Origin of the sequence: Breoghania corrubedonensis (genome assembly GCF_003053845.1) — a bacterium.
GTDB lineage: Bacteria > Pseudomonadota > Alphaproteobacteria > Rhizobiales > Stappiaceae > Breoghania > Breoghania corrubedonensis.
Map to the genome: position 1 here is coordinate 232,766 of NZ_QAYG01000007.1, position 15,786 is coordinate 248,551.

At 64.8% G+C, this 15,786-nt stretch carries 17 protein-coding genes and 1 tRNA gene; 12 read left to right on the forward strand and 6 right to left on the reverse strand.

The genetic code is table 11. From position 1 onward, the window contains the following. Positions 1 to 55: 55 nt before the first annotated feature. The 3 genes from modA to modD are packed head-to-tail and all read left to right on the forward strand — an operon-like array spanning position 56 to position 3,211. On the forward strand, positions 56 to 805 hold the full coding sequence (modA, locus tag C8N35_RS17515) for a molybdate ABC transporter substrate-binding protein (protein ID WP_107990995.1): 750 nt from the start codon (positions 56 to 58) through the stop codon (positions 803 to 805). Between the two features lie 22 nt (positions 806 to 827). After that, positions 828 to 1,640, forward strand: a complete 813-nt coding sequence (locus tag C8N35_RS17520) for an ABC transporter permease (protein WP_245926842.1) — start codon at positions 828 to 830, stop codon at positions 1,638 to 1,640. Continuing rightward, positions 1,637 to 3,211, forward strand: a complete 1,575-nt coding sequence (gene modD, locus C8N35_RS24450) for a ModD protein (RefSeq protein ID WP_107990996.1) — start codon at positions 1,637 to 1,639, stop codon at positions 3,209 to 3,211. The genes C8N35_RS17520 and modD overlap by 4 nt, the downstream gene beginning before the upstream one ends. A gap of 95 nt (positions 3,212 to 3,306) precedes the next feature. Here modD and C8N35_RS17530 read toward each other — a convergent pair whose 3' ends face one another. Then, positions 3,307 to 3,765 (reverse strand): Hsp20 family protein, encoded by a 459-nt coding sequence (locus C8N35_RS17530; RefSeq protein ID WP_107990997.1) that lies wholly within the window; start codon positions 3,763 to 3,765, stop codon positions 3,307 to 3,309. Positions 3,766 to 4,107: 342 nt separating this feature from the next. On the opposite strand from C8N35_RS17530, the gene C8N35_RS17535 reads away from it, so the two are divergent. Together C8N35_RS17535 and C8N35_RS17540 are read left to right on the forward strand one after the other, a co-directional pair. After that, on the forward strand, positions 4,108 to 4,575 hold the full coding sequence (locus C8N35_RS17535; protein ID WP_170122148.1) for a hypothetical protein: 468 nt from the start codon (positions 4,108 to 4,110) through the stop codon (positions 4,573 to 4,575). 215 nt (positions 4,576 to 4,790) lie between these two features. Next, on the forward strand, positions 4,791 to 5,735 hold the full coding sequence (locus C8N35_RS17540; RefSeq protein WP_107990999.1) for an alpha/beta fold hydrolase: 945 nt from the start codon (positions 4,791 to 4,793) through the stop codon (positions 5,733 to 5,735). A gap of 134 nt (positions 5,736 to 5,869) precedes the next feature. On the opposite strand, the gene hisN is transcribed toward C8N35_RS17540, so the two are convergent. Beyond that, positions 5,870 to 6,685 (reverse strand): histidinol-phosphatase, encoded by an 816-nt coding sequence (gene hisN / locus C8N35_RS17545; RefSeq protein ID WP_107991000.1) that lies wholly within the window; start codon positions 6,683 to 6,685, stop codon positions 5,870 to 5,872. Positions 6,686 to 7,096: 411 nt separating this feature from the next. Beyond that, complete coding sequence (locus C8N35_RS17550; RefSeq protein WP_428977120.1) at positions 7,097 to 8,026, reverse strand: N-formylglutamate amidohydrolase; 930 nt, start codon at positions 8,024 to 8,026, stop codon at positions 7,097 to 7,099. Between the two features lie 289 nt (positions 8,027 to 8,315). On the opposite strand from C8N35_RS17550, the gene cpdR reads away from it, so the two are divergent. The 4 genes from cpdR to C8N35_RS17570 all read left to right on the forward strand — a co-directional run bounded on the left by cpdR (position 8,316) and on the right by C8N35_RS17570 (position 10,245). Further along, positions 8,316 to 8,675: a cell cycle two-component system response regulator CpdR gene (gene cpdR / locus C8N35_RS17555; RefSeq protein ID WP_107991001.1), complete on the forward strand. Its 360-nt coding sequence runs from the start codon at positions 8,316 to 8,318 to the stop codon at positions 8,673 to 8,675. A gap of 244 nt (positions 8,676 to 8,919) precedes the next feature. Next, positions 8,920 to 8,994, forward strand: a tRNA-Val gene (locus tag C8N35_RS17560). Between the two features lie 144 nt (positions 8,995 to 9,138). Continuing rightward, the gene (gene ykgO, locus C8N35_RS17565; protein ID WP_107991002.1) at positions 9,139 to 9,264 is read left to right on the forward strand and encodes a type B 50S ribosomal protein L36; all 126 of its coding nucleotides are present in this window, start codon (positions 9,139 to 9,141) and stop codon (positions 9,262 to 9,264) included. A 177-nt stretch (positions 9,265 to 9,441) separates the two neighbouring features. Continuing rightward, the gene (locus C8N35_RS17570) at positions 9,442 to 10,245 is read left to right on the forward strand and encodes a hypothetical protein (RefSeq protein WP_107991003.1); all 804 of its coding nucleotides are present in this window, start codon (positions 9,442 to 9,444) and stop codon (positions 10,243 to 10,245) included. A 265-nt stretch (positions 10,246 to 10,510) separates the two neighbouring features. Here the strand turns inward: C8N35_RS17570 and pyk are convergent, their stop codons facing one another. The 3 genes from pyk to C8N35_RS17585 form a co-directional block, all read right to left on the reverse strand. Next, positions 10,511 to 11,947 (reverse strand): pyruvate kinase, encoded by a 1,437-nt coding sequence (gene pyk / locus C8N35_RS17575; RefSeq protein ID WP_107991004.1) that lies wholly within the window; start codon positions 11,945 to 11,947, stop codon positions 10,511 to 10,513. Next, complete coding sequence (locus C8N35_RS17580) at positions 11,944 to 12,345, reverse strand: DUF1036 domain-containing protein (protein WP_245926844.1); 402 nt, start codon at positions 12,343 to 12,345, stop codon at positions 11,944 to 11,946. Before C8N35_RS17580 ends, pyk begins: the two co-directional genes overlap by 4 nt. A gap of 569 nt (positions 12,346 to 12,914) precedes the next feature. After that, positions 12,915 to 13,865 (reverse strand): DMT family transporter, encoded by a 951-nt coding sequence (locus tag C8N35_RS17585; protein WP_107991006.1) that lies wholly within the window; start codon positions 13,863 to 13,865, stop codon positions 12,915 to 12,917. Positions 13,866 to 14,042: 177 nt separating this feature from the next. Here C8N35_RS17585 and C8N35_RS17590 point away from each other — a divergent pair, with 177 nt between their 5' ends. The 3 genes from C8N35_RS17590 (at position 14,043) to C8N35_RS17600 (ending at position 15,636) form a co-directional block, all read left to right on the forward strand. Next, the gene (locus tag C8N35_RS17590; protein ID WP_107991007.1) at positions 14,043 to 14,891 is read left to right on the forward strand and encodes an N-formylglutamate amidohydrolase; all 849 of its coding nucleotides are present in this window, start codon (positions 14,043 to 14,045) and stop codon (positions 14,889 to 14,891) included. A 21-nt stretch (positions 14,892 to 14,912) separates the two neighbouring features. Further along, positions 14,913 to 15,230: a DUF1244 domain-containing protein gene (locus tag C8N35_RS17595; protein ID WP_107991008.1), complete on the forward strand. Its 318-nt coding sequence runs from the start codon at positions 14,913 to 14,915 to the stop codon at positions 15,228 to 15,230. 136 nt (positions 15,231 to 15,366) lie between these two features. Next, positions 15,367 to 15,636, forward strand: coding sequence for a DUF2312 domain-containing protein (locus C8N35_RS17600; RefSeq protein WP_107991009.1), 270 nt, complete (start codon positions 15,367 to 15,369; stop codon positions 15,634 to 15,636). The last annotated feature ends 150 nt before the right edge of the window (positions 15,637 to 15,786 follow it).

The window sequence follows — 15,786 nt, forward strand, 5'->3', positions numbered from 1 at the left end:
ATATGTTTCATTATACATATCGATAGTCGGCCCTCCCATGAACTGGAGAATCACGATGACGCCGTCGCGCCTGCTGGCCTCACTCGGGCTGATCGCCTTCACCGTATCGCCTGTATCCGCCGCCGACCTGCATGCCTATGTGGGTGCGGGGCTGCGCCAGCCGGTGACGGCGATCGCCGAAGCCTTCGAAAAGGAAACCGGCAACAAGGTCGAGCTGGAATTCGGCGGCTCGGGCCAGTTGCTCGCCCGCTTCAAGGAGAGCGGGGCCGGCGATCTCTTCATTCCCGGATCGCTCTTCTATGCCGACAAGCTGGAGAAGGAGGGCGCCGTCGCCTCAAGGCGCATCGTCGTGAAACACACACCGGTGCTGGCGGTGGCCAAGGACAAGGCGGCCGACATCAAGAGCTTTGCGGATCTGGCGAAGCCCGGGGTGAAGATCGGTATCGGCGACCCCAAGGCCATGGCGCTCGGGCGTTCGGCGCAGGATATCCTCAAGGCGTCGGGGCTTGGCGACAAGATCGAGCCGAATATTACCGTGCGCGCGGCGACGGTGAAGCAGCTCGAACTCTATCTTTTCGACGGCGACGTCGATGCGGCCATCGTGTCGGCAAGCGGCGTGGCGATGAACATGGACAAGGTGTCGGTGATCTCGATCCCCGACGACTGGTATGAGGCGGAACTTGTGCCGGTCGTGGTGCTGGCGACCTCCCGGGATCGCGACGCCGCGGAAGCGCTGGCCGAGAGGCTGGGTTCGCCGGAAGGGCTGGCGGTCTGGAAGCGCTTCGGCTTCCAGCCTGTCGATTGACGAGGGTTCGGGTTTGGCTCCGGTGACGGGCGGGCGGCGGGCTACGACGCCGCTCGACATCGTGCTCGTGCTGCCGCTGGCGGTGATCGGGCTTGCCATCGTTGCGGTGGTTTTCGGGCTCGTCGCAAGGCTGACGCCGGGCGAACTCATGGCGGCGCTGCAGGAGCGGGAGACCCTGTTCGCGCTGCGCCTGTCGCTGACCACGTCGCTGATCTCCCTTGCGATCGCGGTCACGCTCGGCGTGCCGGCGGCCTACCTTCTGGCCCGCCGGCACGTGCCGGGGATGGCGCTTGTCGACACGCTGCTCGATCTGCCGCTGGTGATGCCGCCGCTTGTGGCCGGGCTCGGGCTTCTTTTCGTCATCGGTCGCCAGTCCCCGGTTCCTCCGCTCGCCCGGCTGGGCGCGGAGCTTCTTTTTTCCCCCGCCGGCATCGTGCTGGCGCAGAGTTTCGTCGCGACCACGATCGTGCTGCGCAGCGCGAAGGCGGCGTTTGTCGCGGTTGATCCGGGTTATCGCGCTGTGGCCGGCACACTCGGGCTGTCGCCGGCGCGGGTGCTGCTGTCCATCGATCTGCCGCTGGCCGCCGGCGGTATCGCGGCGGGTGTGGTTCTGGCATGGGCCCGCGCTCTCGGGGAATTCGGCGCGACGCTGATGGTGGCGGGCGCCACCCGGCTGCACACAGAAACCCTGCCGATGGCGATCTTTCTCAACATCGCCACCGGGGAGACCGGGGTTGCGGTCGCCTGCGCGCTTGTTCTCATGGCGACCGCATTTCTCCTGCTGCTCCTCATGCGCGCGCTTGGCGGCGGCCCGTCGCATCGGAACTGGTCATGAACGGACGGGCGGTCAGGCTTGGCGGGGTCGCGGCGGGCATCCTGAAGGGGGTCGATCTGGATGTGGCGCCCGGCGGTTTCCTCGCCATCATCGGTCCTTCGGGGGCAGGCAAGAGCACGCTGTTGAAGGTGATCGCCGGGTTGATGCCTCATGAGGGCGGTATCGAATGCGGCGGTGCGGGCTTCGAACGGCTGCCGCCGCACAAGCGCAATATCGGCTATGTGCCGCAGGATCTCTGTCTTTTCCCCCATCGCACCATCGCCGGCAATCTGCGTCTGGCGCTCAGGCGCAGCCGGTTCTCGAGGGCGCAATGGCCGGGCCGCATCGCCGCACAGCTCGACATGCTGCGGATCTCGCATCTGGCCGAGCGGCTGCCGACATGTGTCAGCGGCGGGGAGAGACAGCGTGTCGCGCTCGCCCGCGCGCTTGTCGGCGAGCCGTCGCTTATGCTGCTCGACGAACCGTTCTCCAGCCTCGATCCGGAAACGGCGGAGCGGCTGAGAGGTGAGTTGCGGGCAATTCATGACCGGCTTGGGCTCACCACGCTGATGGTCACGCACAATATGGAAGAGGCCTTCGAATTGGGAGACAGGGTGCTGCGGATGGAGGACGGGCGGCTTTGCCCGGCCGTTCGGCCGCGATGCGCTACCCTTCATCGCGAATCGGTTCCAGGTCCCGATATGCCCGATCCGGCGCGGGGCCGTTCGACACTTCAGGAAGAAACGACCATGATTATCCTTTCGGACGCAGAACTTGACGCGCTGGTGGCCCAGGATGTGCCCTGCGGCGACCTGACGACGGACATTCTGGCCATCGGCGCGATGCCGGCCCGCATGACGTTCACCGCCCGCGAGGAGATGGTGCTTTGCGGCTCGGAGGAGGCGGCGCGGATGATCGAGCGGGCCGGCGGCAGGGTCATCAGCTTCGCGGCGAGCGGCACGCGGACGGCGCCGGGGACGGTGTTTCTGGAGGCGGAAGGATCGGCCGCCGCGTTGCACCGGACCTGGAAGGTCTCCATGACGCTCGTCGAATACGCTTCGGGGATCGCAACGCGGGCAGGCCGGCTGGTCGCTGCCGCACGCGGCGCCAATCCCGATATTGGCGTTGCCTGCACGCGCAAGAATTTTCCCGGCACCAAGACGATCAGCGTCAAGGCGGTGACGGCCGGGGGCGCGTCCATGCACCGGCTGGGGCTTTCGGAGACGGTGCTTGTCTTTCCCAACCACATGGCGTTCCTGTCCGGGCCACTGGAGGACTGGGTCTCCCGCGCCAAGGCGCAAGTTGCGGAAAAGAAGCTGATGGTGGAAAGCGACGATGTCGATGACGCCGAAGCCCTGGCGCGCGCCGGCGTCGACGTCGTGCAGCTCGACAAGATGCCGGTGGAAGCGGTGGCCGAAGTCGTCGCTCGGGTAAACCGGCTCGGGCTTTCAACCGTTGTCACCGCGACCGGCGGTATCAACGTGGAGAATGCCGCCGCCTATGCGGCGACGGGATGCGCGCTGCTGGTGACATCGTCGTGTTATTTTGGCCGGCCGGCGGATGTGAAGGTGGTTATCGTGCCGAAGGGATAAGGGGGTGGCGGCGCCATAAGAAAGACGCCCCGGGTGACCGGGGCGTCTGCTGAGGGCCAGCCCGGGGGAACCGGCCCTTGATCGAGGTGGCGCGGTTACGCGGCCGAGGCCTCGATTTGCTTTTCGGCCTCGCCGGCGTTGCGGATGGCGATCTTGCGGGGCTTCATGGCCTCCGGAATCTCGCGCACGAGGTCGATGTGCAGGAGCCCATTCTTCAGGCTGGCGCCGCGCACTTCCACATGATCGGCAAGCTGGAAGCGGCGCTCGAAGGCGCGCGCGGCGATACCGCGATGAAGAACGCGGGACTCTTCGCCATCCTCGTCCGTCTTCTCACCCTTGACGACGAGGATCGATTCCCGCGACTCGATGGAGAGATCCTCCTCCGAGAAGCCCGCCACCGCCATGGTAATACGGTAGGCGTTTTCGCCGGTGAGCTCGATGTTGTAGGGCGGATAACCGGCATTGGCCTCGTTGCCGACATTGTCGAGCAGCGAGAAAAGGCGGTCGAAGCCAACGGTGGAACGATAGAGGGGGGAAAGATCGAAATGACGCATCGGATAGTCCTCCTTTGAGCGACTGATCTGTTGAAACGCCGTTCTTCGCCGCGCCCGGTTCACCGGGCCCAGGTCGTTGAAGAACGAGCCGGTGCTCCTTTTCGTCCGCCGTCATTGGCCGGACGGAAACACCGTTCAGCGGGCCCCTTGGGGCACCCGCTCAACGTAGATGGGAACGGGTTTCGGGGGATTCAAGACCTCGCCGCGCGTACGGCGCGCAAGGCATGAACAGCGTCTGAATGCCCTCTTGAAGCCCGGTTCAGGCGCGGTCTGCAAAGTTCTCTTCATCCAATGAGGAGGCCGGCGAAAAGGCAGGCCCGAAACCGGAAAAGGAGAGCCACCATGACACGAACAATCCGAAAGACCTCCGTTCGCCGGATGGGCGTCGTGCGCGCAATCGTTGCAGCAGGCGCCCTGGCCCTCGCCGCCGGCGTCGCGCAATCGGCCTCGGCCGCAACCGAATATCGCTCGCCAGCCGCCGAACGCCTCGACACCGCTCGCCCCGGCACCGGATTGCAGAAGGTCGCGCACCGGGAACGGTTCGCTGAACAGCGCGCGACGCGTCGTTCGCACAGGGAAATGCGACGTCACGAACGCCGGTTCCGCACACTCGATCGCCGCGATGTGGTGAAGGTTCTGCATCGCCGCGGCTATCACAAGGTTCACCACGTGCGTCGCGTCGGCCGCATCTATCGCGCGGAGGCGGTTTCGCGTCACGGCCGGGCGTTTCGGGTCTTCGTCAATGCCCGTACCGGGCGCATCGTCGATGTCCAGCGGCTCCACTGGCCGCGCCCGGCCTATCGCTGGTAGGCTCTCTGTCCGATCCGCAGACGAGGCCGGGCCGCTCTTCGTGATGAGGCCCGGCCGTCATATCCCATGTCACGCGGTGGGCAAGGTGCAGTGTCGCTGTTGTGGGAGGCTCGCGGCTTCGCTATGACTTTTCCAGCACCCGAATGCGTCTCACGGATCCCGCTGCGGGCAGGGGAGGCGTTGACGCTTGTTACGCCCGTTTTGCGGACCCGTTCATGGACCTCGTCGCACATCCCGACAATCCGCTGCCCGCCGGCACCAAGACCGGCTTTGTCACGACCGAAGACGGCCGGCGTATCCGCTATGCGCGGTTTCCGGCCACCGTTTCTCCGGTCAGGGGAACTGTGACGATCCTGCAGGGGCGCGCGGAGTTCATCGAAAAGTACTTCGAGACGGTGGAGGACCTGCGCAAGCGCGGCTTCGCCGTCGTCGCCTTCGACTGGCGCGGACAGGGCGGATCGGAGCGGCTTCTCGCCAATCACCGGCGCGGCTATGTGGACAGCGTGCATGAATATGTCCGAGACACGGTCGCGGTGGTCGAGCAGGTGAGCATGCCGGACTGCCCGGGTCCGCATTTCGCGCTGTGCCATTCCACCGGCGGGCTGGTCGCCCTTCTGGGGCATGTGCGCCTGCGCACCATGTTCGACCGCATGGTGCTCGTCTCGCCGTTGATCGGGCTCGGCCGGTTCGGCCCGCCGCCGCGCGTCATCGCGCCCTTGGCGGCGATCCTGACGACGATCGGGCTGGCGGAGATGCCGCTCGCGATCACCGATACGCGCGAAGACAACAACCGTTTCGACGACAATCCGCTGAGCCATGACGCGGATCGCTTCGCGCGCACGCTGGAGATTCTCCGGCAGGCGCCCGAACTCGATACGGGGCCGGCGACCATCGGCTGGCTCAATGCCGCCTGCCGCGCGATGCGCAGGGTGCGGTCCTACGATTTCGCGCCCGAGGTCTCGCTGCCGCTGCTGATGATCGCCGCCGGCGGTGACCGGGTCGTCTCCAGTCCGGCCGCGGAAGAGCTCTGTTCGCGCATGCGGGCCGCCGGGTATGTCGAAATTCCCGGCGCCCGGCACGAACTGATGATGGAGGCAGATCGCTTCCGTGAACAGTTCTGGGCCGCCTTCGACGCGTTCATTCCCGGCAGCGACGACTAGCCATTCCCGCAAGCGACGGTGAGGCCCGCAAGCGACGGTGAGGCCCGCAAGCGGCGGTGGGGCCGCATTCGGCATGCGGGCCGCATCGGGCCCGGTGATGCCGGTGGATCATGGGGTTGCGCGCAGGTTCGCGGCTATGCCCGGCAGATCGCCAGTTCGCGCAAGACTGCTTCATGAAGGGCCGGATCGCCGCTCGCTACGATGCGGCCCCCCTCGTCGGCCGGGGCGCCGGTCCAGGTGGTGACGACGCCGCCGGCTCCCTCCACGATCGGCACGAGGGCGACGATATCGTAGGCTTCTAGTCCAGCCTCGATAACCAGATCGGCCTGACCGGCGGCAAGCATGCAGTAGCCGTAGCAGTCGGTGCCGTAGCGTGCAAGGCGGACCTCGCGTTCCACCGCATCGTAGGCCGGGCGCTCGTCGTGATCGAAAAGCGCGGGCGTGGTGGTGAAGAGAATCGCATCGGAAAGATCTGCGCACTTGCGCGTTTTCAAAGCGCCGTCTCCCCGAGGACCGCGATAGCGCGCGCTCTTGCCGTCGCCGTAGAAGCGCTCGCCGATATAGGGCTGCGCCATCATGCCGAGCGCCGGGCGCCCGTTTTCCATCAGGCCGATCAGCGTTCCCCAAAGCGGGATGCCGGCAATGAAGGATCGGGTGCCGTCGATGGGGTCGAGCACCCAGACGTGATCCGCGTCCTGCCGAAGCTTGCCGTATTCCTCGCCGACAATGCCATGGTCGGGGTAGGTCGTTTCGATCAGTTCGCGCATCACCCGTTCCGCACCGCGGTCCGCTTCCGTCACCGGATCGTAGCGGCGCGTATCGTCGGATGCCGCATCCTTCTTTCCCTTGTTGTCGACGTGGATCGCAGCGCGGAAACCCGCCAGCGCCTCGGCGGCCGCGGCATCGGCGAGGCGATGGGCGAAATCGGTATAGGTATGTTTCTGGTGCATATCTGCCATGTCTTGATGCATATCACTAAGGTGCGGCGCAGCGTCGCGGACGGCCACGATGCGGCAATATCGCAGGTTCTTGCCGTCGAAACAGCGCTGTAATGGTTTACGTAGGGTTCTGTTCCCGTTGCTTGGTCAACACGTGCCCGGATTGTTCGAGGAATGATTCCGGGGTTCGTCCGGGTTGACTTTTGTGCGATGCGGGGGCAGATTGTGCAGTGCGATATGGCTTCATATCGCAGCCCTTCTTGGGCGTTTCCTCCCTAGACTTCAGGCCGCCTCGCAAGAGAGCGGCCTTTTTTTTGTCCTGACGCGCGTTCCTGTACGTTGCCGCACGACTGCCTCTTCGTTCGCCCATGGAGGGGGAAGACGCGCGCGCTCCGCCGGCCGGCACATTCGATGACGATGTGCTCATTCGGCTGCGATGGGCTGAGCCGGCAGGTCGTGGTCGGGAATCGCGGTCAGGTGATGGGCGAAGGTGGCCATGTCGGCGGCCACCCGCTCGAAGCCACCATGAGGGCAATGGCGGTGTTCATCCATGTAGAGCGCCCGGTTGATCTCCAGTTGCAGCGCGTGGAGGCCCTTGGCCGGACGGCCGTAGTGTTCGGTGATGAAACCACCGGCATAGGGGCGGTTGTGGGCGACGCGATAGCCCATGCCCTTGAGGATGGCGGTCGCCGCCTCGCTGATATCGGCGGAGCAGCTTGTGCCGTATCGGTCGCCGAGAATGAAGTCCGGCCGCGATTGCGCATCATGGCCGCGCACGGACGACGGCATGGAGTGGCAGTCGATGAGCACGGCGTGTCCGAAGGCGACGTGGGTTTCCGCCAGAACCCGGCGCAGCGCGCGATGGTAGGGCTTGTAGAGGGTTTCGATGCGCGACAACCCTTCGGAGACATCAAGCGGGCCGGAATAGATGTCCTGACGCTCGCCGACTACGCGTGCGATGGTGCCGAGCCCTCCGGCCACCCGCACGGAGCGGATATTGGCGAAAGGCGGCAGCCGTCCGCGGAACATCTTCGGGTCGAGTTCGTAGGGTTCGCGGTTCACATCCAGATAGGCGCGGGGAAACAGGGCACGGATTAACGGCATGCCCTGGGCAACGACGCTGGCGAACAGCTCATCGACGAAGGCGTCCTCGGAGCGGCGGATCTGCAACGTGTCGAGGCGCGAGGATTCCAGAAAACCGCGCGGATAGGTGCGTCCGCTGTGGGGAGAGTTGAAGACGAAAGGCATCCGCTGGCGGGTCGGCTGATGGATCTCCAGGCAGTTTTCTTCCGTGAAGTCGTCAACAAGGTGCAGGCTCGCGTCAGCCGGATATCTGCCCAAACGCTCGTCCACGCGTCACCTCTTGCTTCAATCCCCGCGAGGTCCGTCACCCTCGCGATGCCGGTCCTTTGCCGGCGGTTCCTGCAGGTCCGTCGGGGCCTTCAGGCGTTATCGCGTCAAACAGGTGCCCACAAAGCGCCATTTGAGTCCAGCCGGACGCGCGGGCCGAAACGTACCCTATCGGCAATAAGGCGGCGCCGCATTCCAATTTCACCGGATGTTTACATAAATCCATCGTTATGGGATGAAAATGAGTCGGTTGGCCCCTGTAGGCCGGATTTCCTAAAAACGGTTGTATCAAATGTCGCGGATCCTTCTCGCGGAAGACGATAATGACATGCGGCGGTTCCTTGCCAAGGCATTGGAAAACGCTGGTTACGATGTCGTTTCCTTCGACAACGGCATGAGTGCCTATGAGCGGATCCGCGAGGAACCGTTCACGCTGCTGCTGACCGATATCGTGATGCCCGAGATGGACGGTATCGAGCTCGCCCGCAGGGCGACGCAACTCGATCCCGATCTGAAGGTCATGTTCATCACCGGTTTCGCCGCTGTCGCCCTCAACCCCGATTCGAACGCGCCGAAGGATGCCAAGGTGCTGTCCAAGCCCTTCCATCTGCGCGATCTGGTGAGCGAAGTGGAGCGCATGCTGGCGGCCTGAGGTCGCGAGAGCGGGGGCCCGGCGCACGAAGGGGAAAAAGCCCTTGTTGTTTCCACAAGGGGCGGCAAGGTTTCCACAGGAGAGCGGGGCGGGTGCAACCGTCTTTGAAAAAGGCGATATCCGGCCTTGCACCGCGGATCGGTTCCCGCTATATCGCTCACCACCGCGGCGGTCACGTCGCGAACCCGCCGACCGGCCGCACTCCTTCGGGACGCTGCGGCGCCGGTCGCAACCGAAAAGTTTCGGGCGTGTAGCTCAGCGGGAGAGCACTACGTTGACATCGTAGGGGTCACTGGTTCAATCCCAGTCACGCCCACCATTTCCCCGGCCTTTTCGCTCTCACCGGGAGCGGGGTTATGCCGGTAGGCAGCGGGTTTGCGTTGCCTGGACGACAAGATCAGGTTCCGCTTCGTGCGGAACGGCGAGGACAACCCTTAACGGGCCCGGAACGGGAACCAGAACGATGAAGATCAAGAATTCGCTCAAGGCGCTGATGGGCCGTCACCGTGAGAACCGCATGGTTCGCCGGCGTGGCCGCGTTTACATCATCAACAAGCGGAACCCGCGCTTCAAGGCTCGCCAGGGCTGAGCCGGCGCAGGCGGGCCGGGCTGGTCTGCCTTCCGATTGTTGCAGGTCCGATCGTTCCAAGGCGCGCGATTTTTCGTGCGCCTTTTCGCGTGTGCGCGATCACGCGTGTTTGATGGGGCGTTGGGGACTAAGCAGCCTTGCGGTTTTGACCGGCCCTCGGGCAGGGGTCATACTGCAATGATGCGCGCGACAGCTTTCCTCCTCAATATCCTGTTTGCCGTCGTTCTGGCGGGCCCGCCGGCATGCGCTGCGGGCAGCGTATCGGCGCAGGCGAAAGAGCCCGTCCCCCTGCTCCCGATCTTGCGCGTGCAGGCGGACATGCCGGGTATCGTGCCTCCACAGGCTGCTCCGGATCTTCCCGACGACATGGAGACGGATGAGCCGCCGGTCTTCGAGGACACGCCGCTCGATCCCGGCGAAGTGCCTCTTCCCGATGATACGCCCCAGGCAGATATCCCCGACGCAGGCAAGGGTGACGCCAGAACCGCCAAGCCCGCTGCGCCTCCCGATCTGGATACGCTGTTTTCCATGCTGAAGAGCGAGGACAGCCAGCAGGCACGCGCCACCACCGCGCACCGCATCCAGATGCGGTGGATCCGGTCCGGCTCGGCGACGGTGGATTTGCTGATGGCGCGTTCGGCCGCCGCGATGGAGGCCAAGAAGCCGGAGCTGGCGCTTGACCTGCTCGATGCGGTCGTCCGCTTCCGCCCCGAATTCGCCGCCGGCTGGAACCGGCGCGCGGCCGCGAATTTCATGGCGGGTCATCTCGGCAAGGCTGTGGTCGATATCGAGCGCACGCTTGCGCTGGAACCCCGCCACTGGGGCGCATTGGCCGGCCTTGCCGCCATCCAGAAGGCGACGGACGACGAAACGGCGGCGCTTGCCACCTACGAACGTATCCTCGAGATCTATCCGCACGAGGAAAAGGCGGAGAAGGCGGTTGAGGAACTGCGCAAGTCCACCGGCGGGGTGGAACTCTAGGGACGCTTGGGCTCGAGCTCGCCGAGGCTGGCTTCGTGCCCCTGACAATCGATTCGTCCGCATCTCTTAGTCCGGCTTGACCGGAACCGACGGCTGTCGGCCGGGGAGGCTGCGTCGATGCCCGTGCGTCCCGCCAGACCGGGCGACGCGGCAACCCGACCCCCTCCCCGTCGCTGAGCCGCTGGCTCGCGATCAGATCGCGGATAACGGACGCGCGCCGAGCGCGGGCGCGCGAACCGTTCGCTTCATTGAAGATATTCGTGGATCAGATGCCGCCGAGCCCGTCGGAGCCGACGAAGGCGATGCGCAGCATGTTGGTGGCGCCGGGGGTGCCGAAGGGAACGCCGGCGGTGATGATGATGCGCTGGCCGGGACGCGCGAAGCCGTCCTTGAAGGCAAGGCGGCAGGCGCGGTCGACCATCTCGTTCTCGTCGCGGGCATCCTCGCTGACAACGCAGTGCGTGCCCCACACGAGCGCCAGGCGGCGCGCGGTGGCAACGACGGGCGACAGCGCGATGATCGGCGTGGTGGGCCGCTCGCGCGCCGCGCGCAGGCCTGTCGCGCCCGAAGAGGTGTAGCAGACGATCGCAGCCAGATGCAGCGTCTCGGCGATCTGGCGCGCGGCGGCGGAGATCGTGTCGGCGCCGGTCGCTTCGGGCTCGGTGCGCTGGGCGTGCATGATGTTGGCGTAGTTCGGGTCGCGCTCGACCTCTTCCGCGACCCGGTTCATCGTCTCGACCGCCTCGAGCGGGAAGTCGCCTGCCGCCGATTCAGCCGACAGCATGATGGCGTCCGCGCCCTCGAACACGGCATTGGCAACGTCGGACACCTCCGCGCGGGTGGGAACGGGCGAGGTAATCATCGATTCCAGCATCTGGGTCGCGACGACCACCGGCTTGCCGGCGCGGCGCGCGGCGCGGGTGATGTGCTTCTGGATGCCGGGCACCTTTTCCAGCGGCATCTCCACGCCGAGATCGCCGCGCGCGACCATCAACGCGTCGGAAAGCTCGATGATCTCGTCGATGCGTTCCACCGCCTGCGGCTTTTCGATCTTGGCGAGGATGCCGGCGCGCCCACGCGTGACCTTGCGCGCTTCGGCCAGATCTTCCGGACGCTGGATGAAGGAGAGCGCGACCCAGTCGACATTGGCGTTGAGCGCGGCATCGAGGTCCTTGCGGTCCTTCTCTGTCAGTGCGCCGACGGGAATGGTGGTATCGGGAACGGAAACGCCCTTACGGTCGGAGAGCTTGCCGCCGATCTCCACGCGGGTCGTCGCGCTCGTCTCGTCGCATTCGGTGACGATGAGCTTGATCTTGCCGTCATCGAGCAGAAGCCGGTGGCCGGGTTCCAGCGCGGACAGGATCTCGGGATGGGGCAGGCGCACGCGCTCCTGCGTGCCCGGCGCATCGTTGCCGTCCAGCGTGAAGGTTGCGCCCTCCTTGAGGACGATCGACTTGTTCTCGAAAGTACCCACGCGCAGCTTCGGCCCCTGCAGGTCAGCGAGGATGCCGATCGGTCGTTCGACCGCCGCCTCGACGGCGCGGATGCGCTCGACCAGCGTCTTCAGCAACGCATGGTCGGTGTGGCTCATGTTGATTCGGAAAACGTCTGCGCCGGCCTTGAAGAGCTTCTCGATCATTGCTTGATCGGATGAGGACGGGCCCAGAGTGGCTAGGATTTTGACCCGTCTATTGCGCTTCATCGTCCGCCTGTTCCCTGTTGAACGGGCTCGGTCAGTTGAACCGTCCAGCTTCGCTGTTCGCCCGTGTCGATCTCGAAAAAACCTGTCCGTTCATAACCGCGTGCAATGCAGTCCGCAATGCCGCGGATCGTGAATTCCTTTTCACGCGTACACATGAACGCGCGTCCGCCCCACTCTCCGCCCTGATCGTAATCGATTGCATATACGTAATAATAACGGGAGGAGAGGTGGCCCGGAATCAGCGTCTCGCAGGTCTTCGCCGGCAGGTTCCACCAGCCCTCGGTCGCCCAGTCGGACTTGTCGCGATAGCCGATGGCGACACCCACCTGGCTTTCGGTCTTGTTGCAAAGACGAAGGTCGGCGGAGGCGGGGGTGACGCTGGTGAACGTCAGGAACATACTGGTGGCGATGATCGAAAATGCCCAGGCCAACGCCTTCCGCAAGCGGCGCGGCGGAACCTTATTTGTGAGGCTGGACGGTCTCATCGGTGATTGTTCTATCCGCAGCGAAATGCTTTGTTCTTATTGCGAATGTTCCACCCGCTTGTCAACGACACCAAACCGGAAGCCGATGACAAGCCGCAGGCGCCGCGAGGAACTTTCGCGGGCGCAGACGGTCATGCACAACGTTCTTGTCAAGATTGACTGTTGAGGTTTCGCCCGAGAAATGAGGCGGCATCAAGGCCATACGCAGTCAACCGTGCAATCGCGGGCATCGTCCGCATCTTTCGCCGAGGCTTGCCGCCGCTGCTTTTCACGATTGCGATGCAGGCCCGCTCTCGCTCAGGTTGGCCACATGTCATGTGGTCAAGGAAGCTGTCGGAACAACGCGGGATTTACTCGCGGTTGGCGTCTCTTAATTCTGATGAGGAAGCTGGGAACAGGCACACCACGCGGCGAAGATCTCGCGATTACATTCGCGATTTTACGAGGAGCTAGGGTATTCTTCTTGGCCGGTCGCGCTCATTTTACGGGCGGGTGGCGGGGTCGGCCGCCACCGCGGGGGCTGTCGTGCGGTGACGCGGCCGCGCGACCCAGATGCCGGCGAGGATGGCACCGCCGCCGGCGATCTGCAGCGGGGAGAGGGTTTCGGCGAAGATCAGCCAGCCGAAGAAGGCGGCCGCCACCGCTTCCAGGAAAATGACCAGCGAGGAAAAGGCTGCGGACAGGTGGCCGAGCGCGTAGGCGAGCAAGCCCTGGCCGCCGGTATGGCTGATGACCGCGAGCGCGACGAGAGCGGCGGCGCCGATCCAGGTCGCAGGCAGGAAAGTGTCTTCCATGATGAGCGCGACAACGAGCAATGCGGCAGCCGTCACCAGCGTGGAGCGGTAGAGGATAAGACCCGCCCGGGATTTGCGGCGCGCCACGCGTACGGCCAGAAAATAGGCGCCGAAAAAGATGGACGTGATGATACCGTAAATGTCGCCGGTGAGGCGTTCGGGTTCCATCTGGACGGAGGAGCCGACGAGCGCACCGGCGCCCAGAAGACACAGGCCGAGGCCGGCAATCATCGGCCTGGTCACTTTTTCGCCGATGAACAGGCCTGAGCCGAGCAGCACCCAGACCGGCGCCATGGTGGCGAGGAAGGTGGCGTTCGCCATGGTGGTGTTGACGATGGCCAGATGCCAGAAGACCAGATCGCCGGCGAAGAACAGGCCGGCCAGCAGGGTGGCGCGGTCCCAGCGGGCGGGCGCCTGCCCGCCGGCTTCCAGGTGTGCCCATAAGGCCAGCAGCGGCAGCGAGAGCGTGACGCGGTAGAAGGCGGAGGTGAAAGGGCCAACCTCGGCATAGCGCACGAAAACCGGAGAGACGCCCATCGCCACCGCGCCCAGCAGCAGAGCGGCGAGCGCCACCGCGACGGTGCCGGCTTCCGACGCAGGGGACACCGGGGACAGGGAATTTTCGGACGAGGACGACATCGGCTGCGGCTCCGGCTGACGAGATCAAGGTCGTCCTGCTTGCGAGCCCGAGTGAAGGCAAGGCGCTGCCGGCGAGCGGCGGCCGGCACCTTGCTTCCAGTGGGGCTCTTGCGGGCTGGACGGCACGCCCATTCCTATGGCAAGCGATAGGCAACGTCATCCCAATTCGGACCCGACATGCACAGCCTTTCCGGCGCCGACGCGCCGTCCGCCGTTCCCGCGCGCCCCAACACGACATTCGATCCGGTCGAGACGATCGCCGGGGCCGATGATTGCGGCCTGCTGATCCTGTGCGATCACGCCCGCAACGCGCTGCCGGCGGACTACGGAACGCTGGGCCTGCCGCAGGCGGAGCTGGAGCGGCATATCGGCTACGATATCGGCGCCGCGCCGCTCACCCGACAGCTCGCCGCCCGCCTCGGTGCGCCGGCGGTGCTGACGACCTTCTCGCGCCTGCTGATCGATCCGAACCGGGGCGAGGACGATCCCACTATCGTCATGCGGATATCGGACGGCGCGCTCATTCCCGATAACGCCTATATCGACGAGGAAGAGCGCCAGCGCCGTATCGAGCGTTTCTACCGGCCCTATCACGCGGCGGTGGCGGCGACCCTCGATCGCATGCTGGCCACGGGCCGGGTTCCGATGATCTTCTCCGTCCATTCGTTCACTCCGGTGTGGCGCGGCTGGGCGCGGCCGTGGCATGCAGGTGTGCTGTGGGACCAGGATCCGCGCATGCCGGAACGATTGCTTGCGGCGCTGAAGCGTGATTCCGCGCTTATCGTCGGCGACAACGAGCCCTATGTCGGTGCGCTCAGGAACGATACGATGTACAAGCATGCGACCGCGCGCGGGCTTGCCCACGCGTTGATCGAGGTGCGCCAGGACCTGATTGGCGACGAGACCGGCGTGGCGGACTGGACGGCGCGGCTGGCGCCGATCCTGACAGACCTCAATGCGATCGAGGATCTGCACGTGGTAAGGCATTTCGGCTCGAAGACGGACGATCCGCGTTCGCTGCGGTGATCGAAGAGGAGGGCTTGGGGCATGAGCGACCAGAAACCGGAAATCGACGAGGCGATGCGCACCGAGCTGGAGGCGGCAACCTTTCGCCGACTGCTCGCTCATTTGCGCGGGCGCACCGACGTGCAGAATATCGATCTGATGAATCTCGCCGGCTTCTGCCGCAACTGCCTGTCGAACTGGTACAGGGACGCGGCGGGTGAGAAGGGTGTCGATCTTTCCAGGGAAGATGCGCGCGAGATCGTCTACGGCATGCCTTACGATGAGTGGAAGGCGAAGCACCAGAGCGCGGCGGACGCCGGGCAAAAGGCGGTGTTCGAAGCGAACAAGCCTGCTCACTGAAGGGGAGCCGCGAAGTGCCCGCTTTCCCCACATTGGCGCCTTGACCGGCCACATTGTTTCTGGCACGCAAGCGACCCGTTTTTCCGGCGCAGGACTGTCCGCGCCGATTCCATCAACCTGACAAGGATCTCTCACCATGGCTGATACGGGTGGAGTTGCCGCCGACCAGCTGCGCGCCTTCGTGGAGCGCATCGAACGGCTCGAAGAAGAGAAGAAGGCGATTTCCGACGACATCAAGGATGTCTACGGTGAAGCGAAGGGAACGGGCTTCGACGTGAAGATCCTGCGCCAGGTCGTGCGCTTGAGGAAGCAGGAGCCGCACGAGCGCGAAGAGCAGGAAGCGATCCTCGATCTCTACATGCACGCACTCGGCATGGCAGCGCAGAGCGGCGGCGACGAGGTCTGAGCCGAGGCTTGCGAGTTTCCGAGACGATGAACGGCCCCGCAAGGGGCCGTTTTCGTTACATCCTAGATAAACCTCCACCTACGGTGGAGGACTGGACGAGTTCTACAATATAGGTGAGAGACCTCCATGCTTGAACCATTGGCGTGGTCA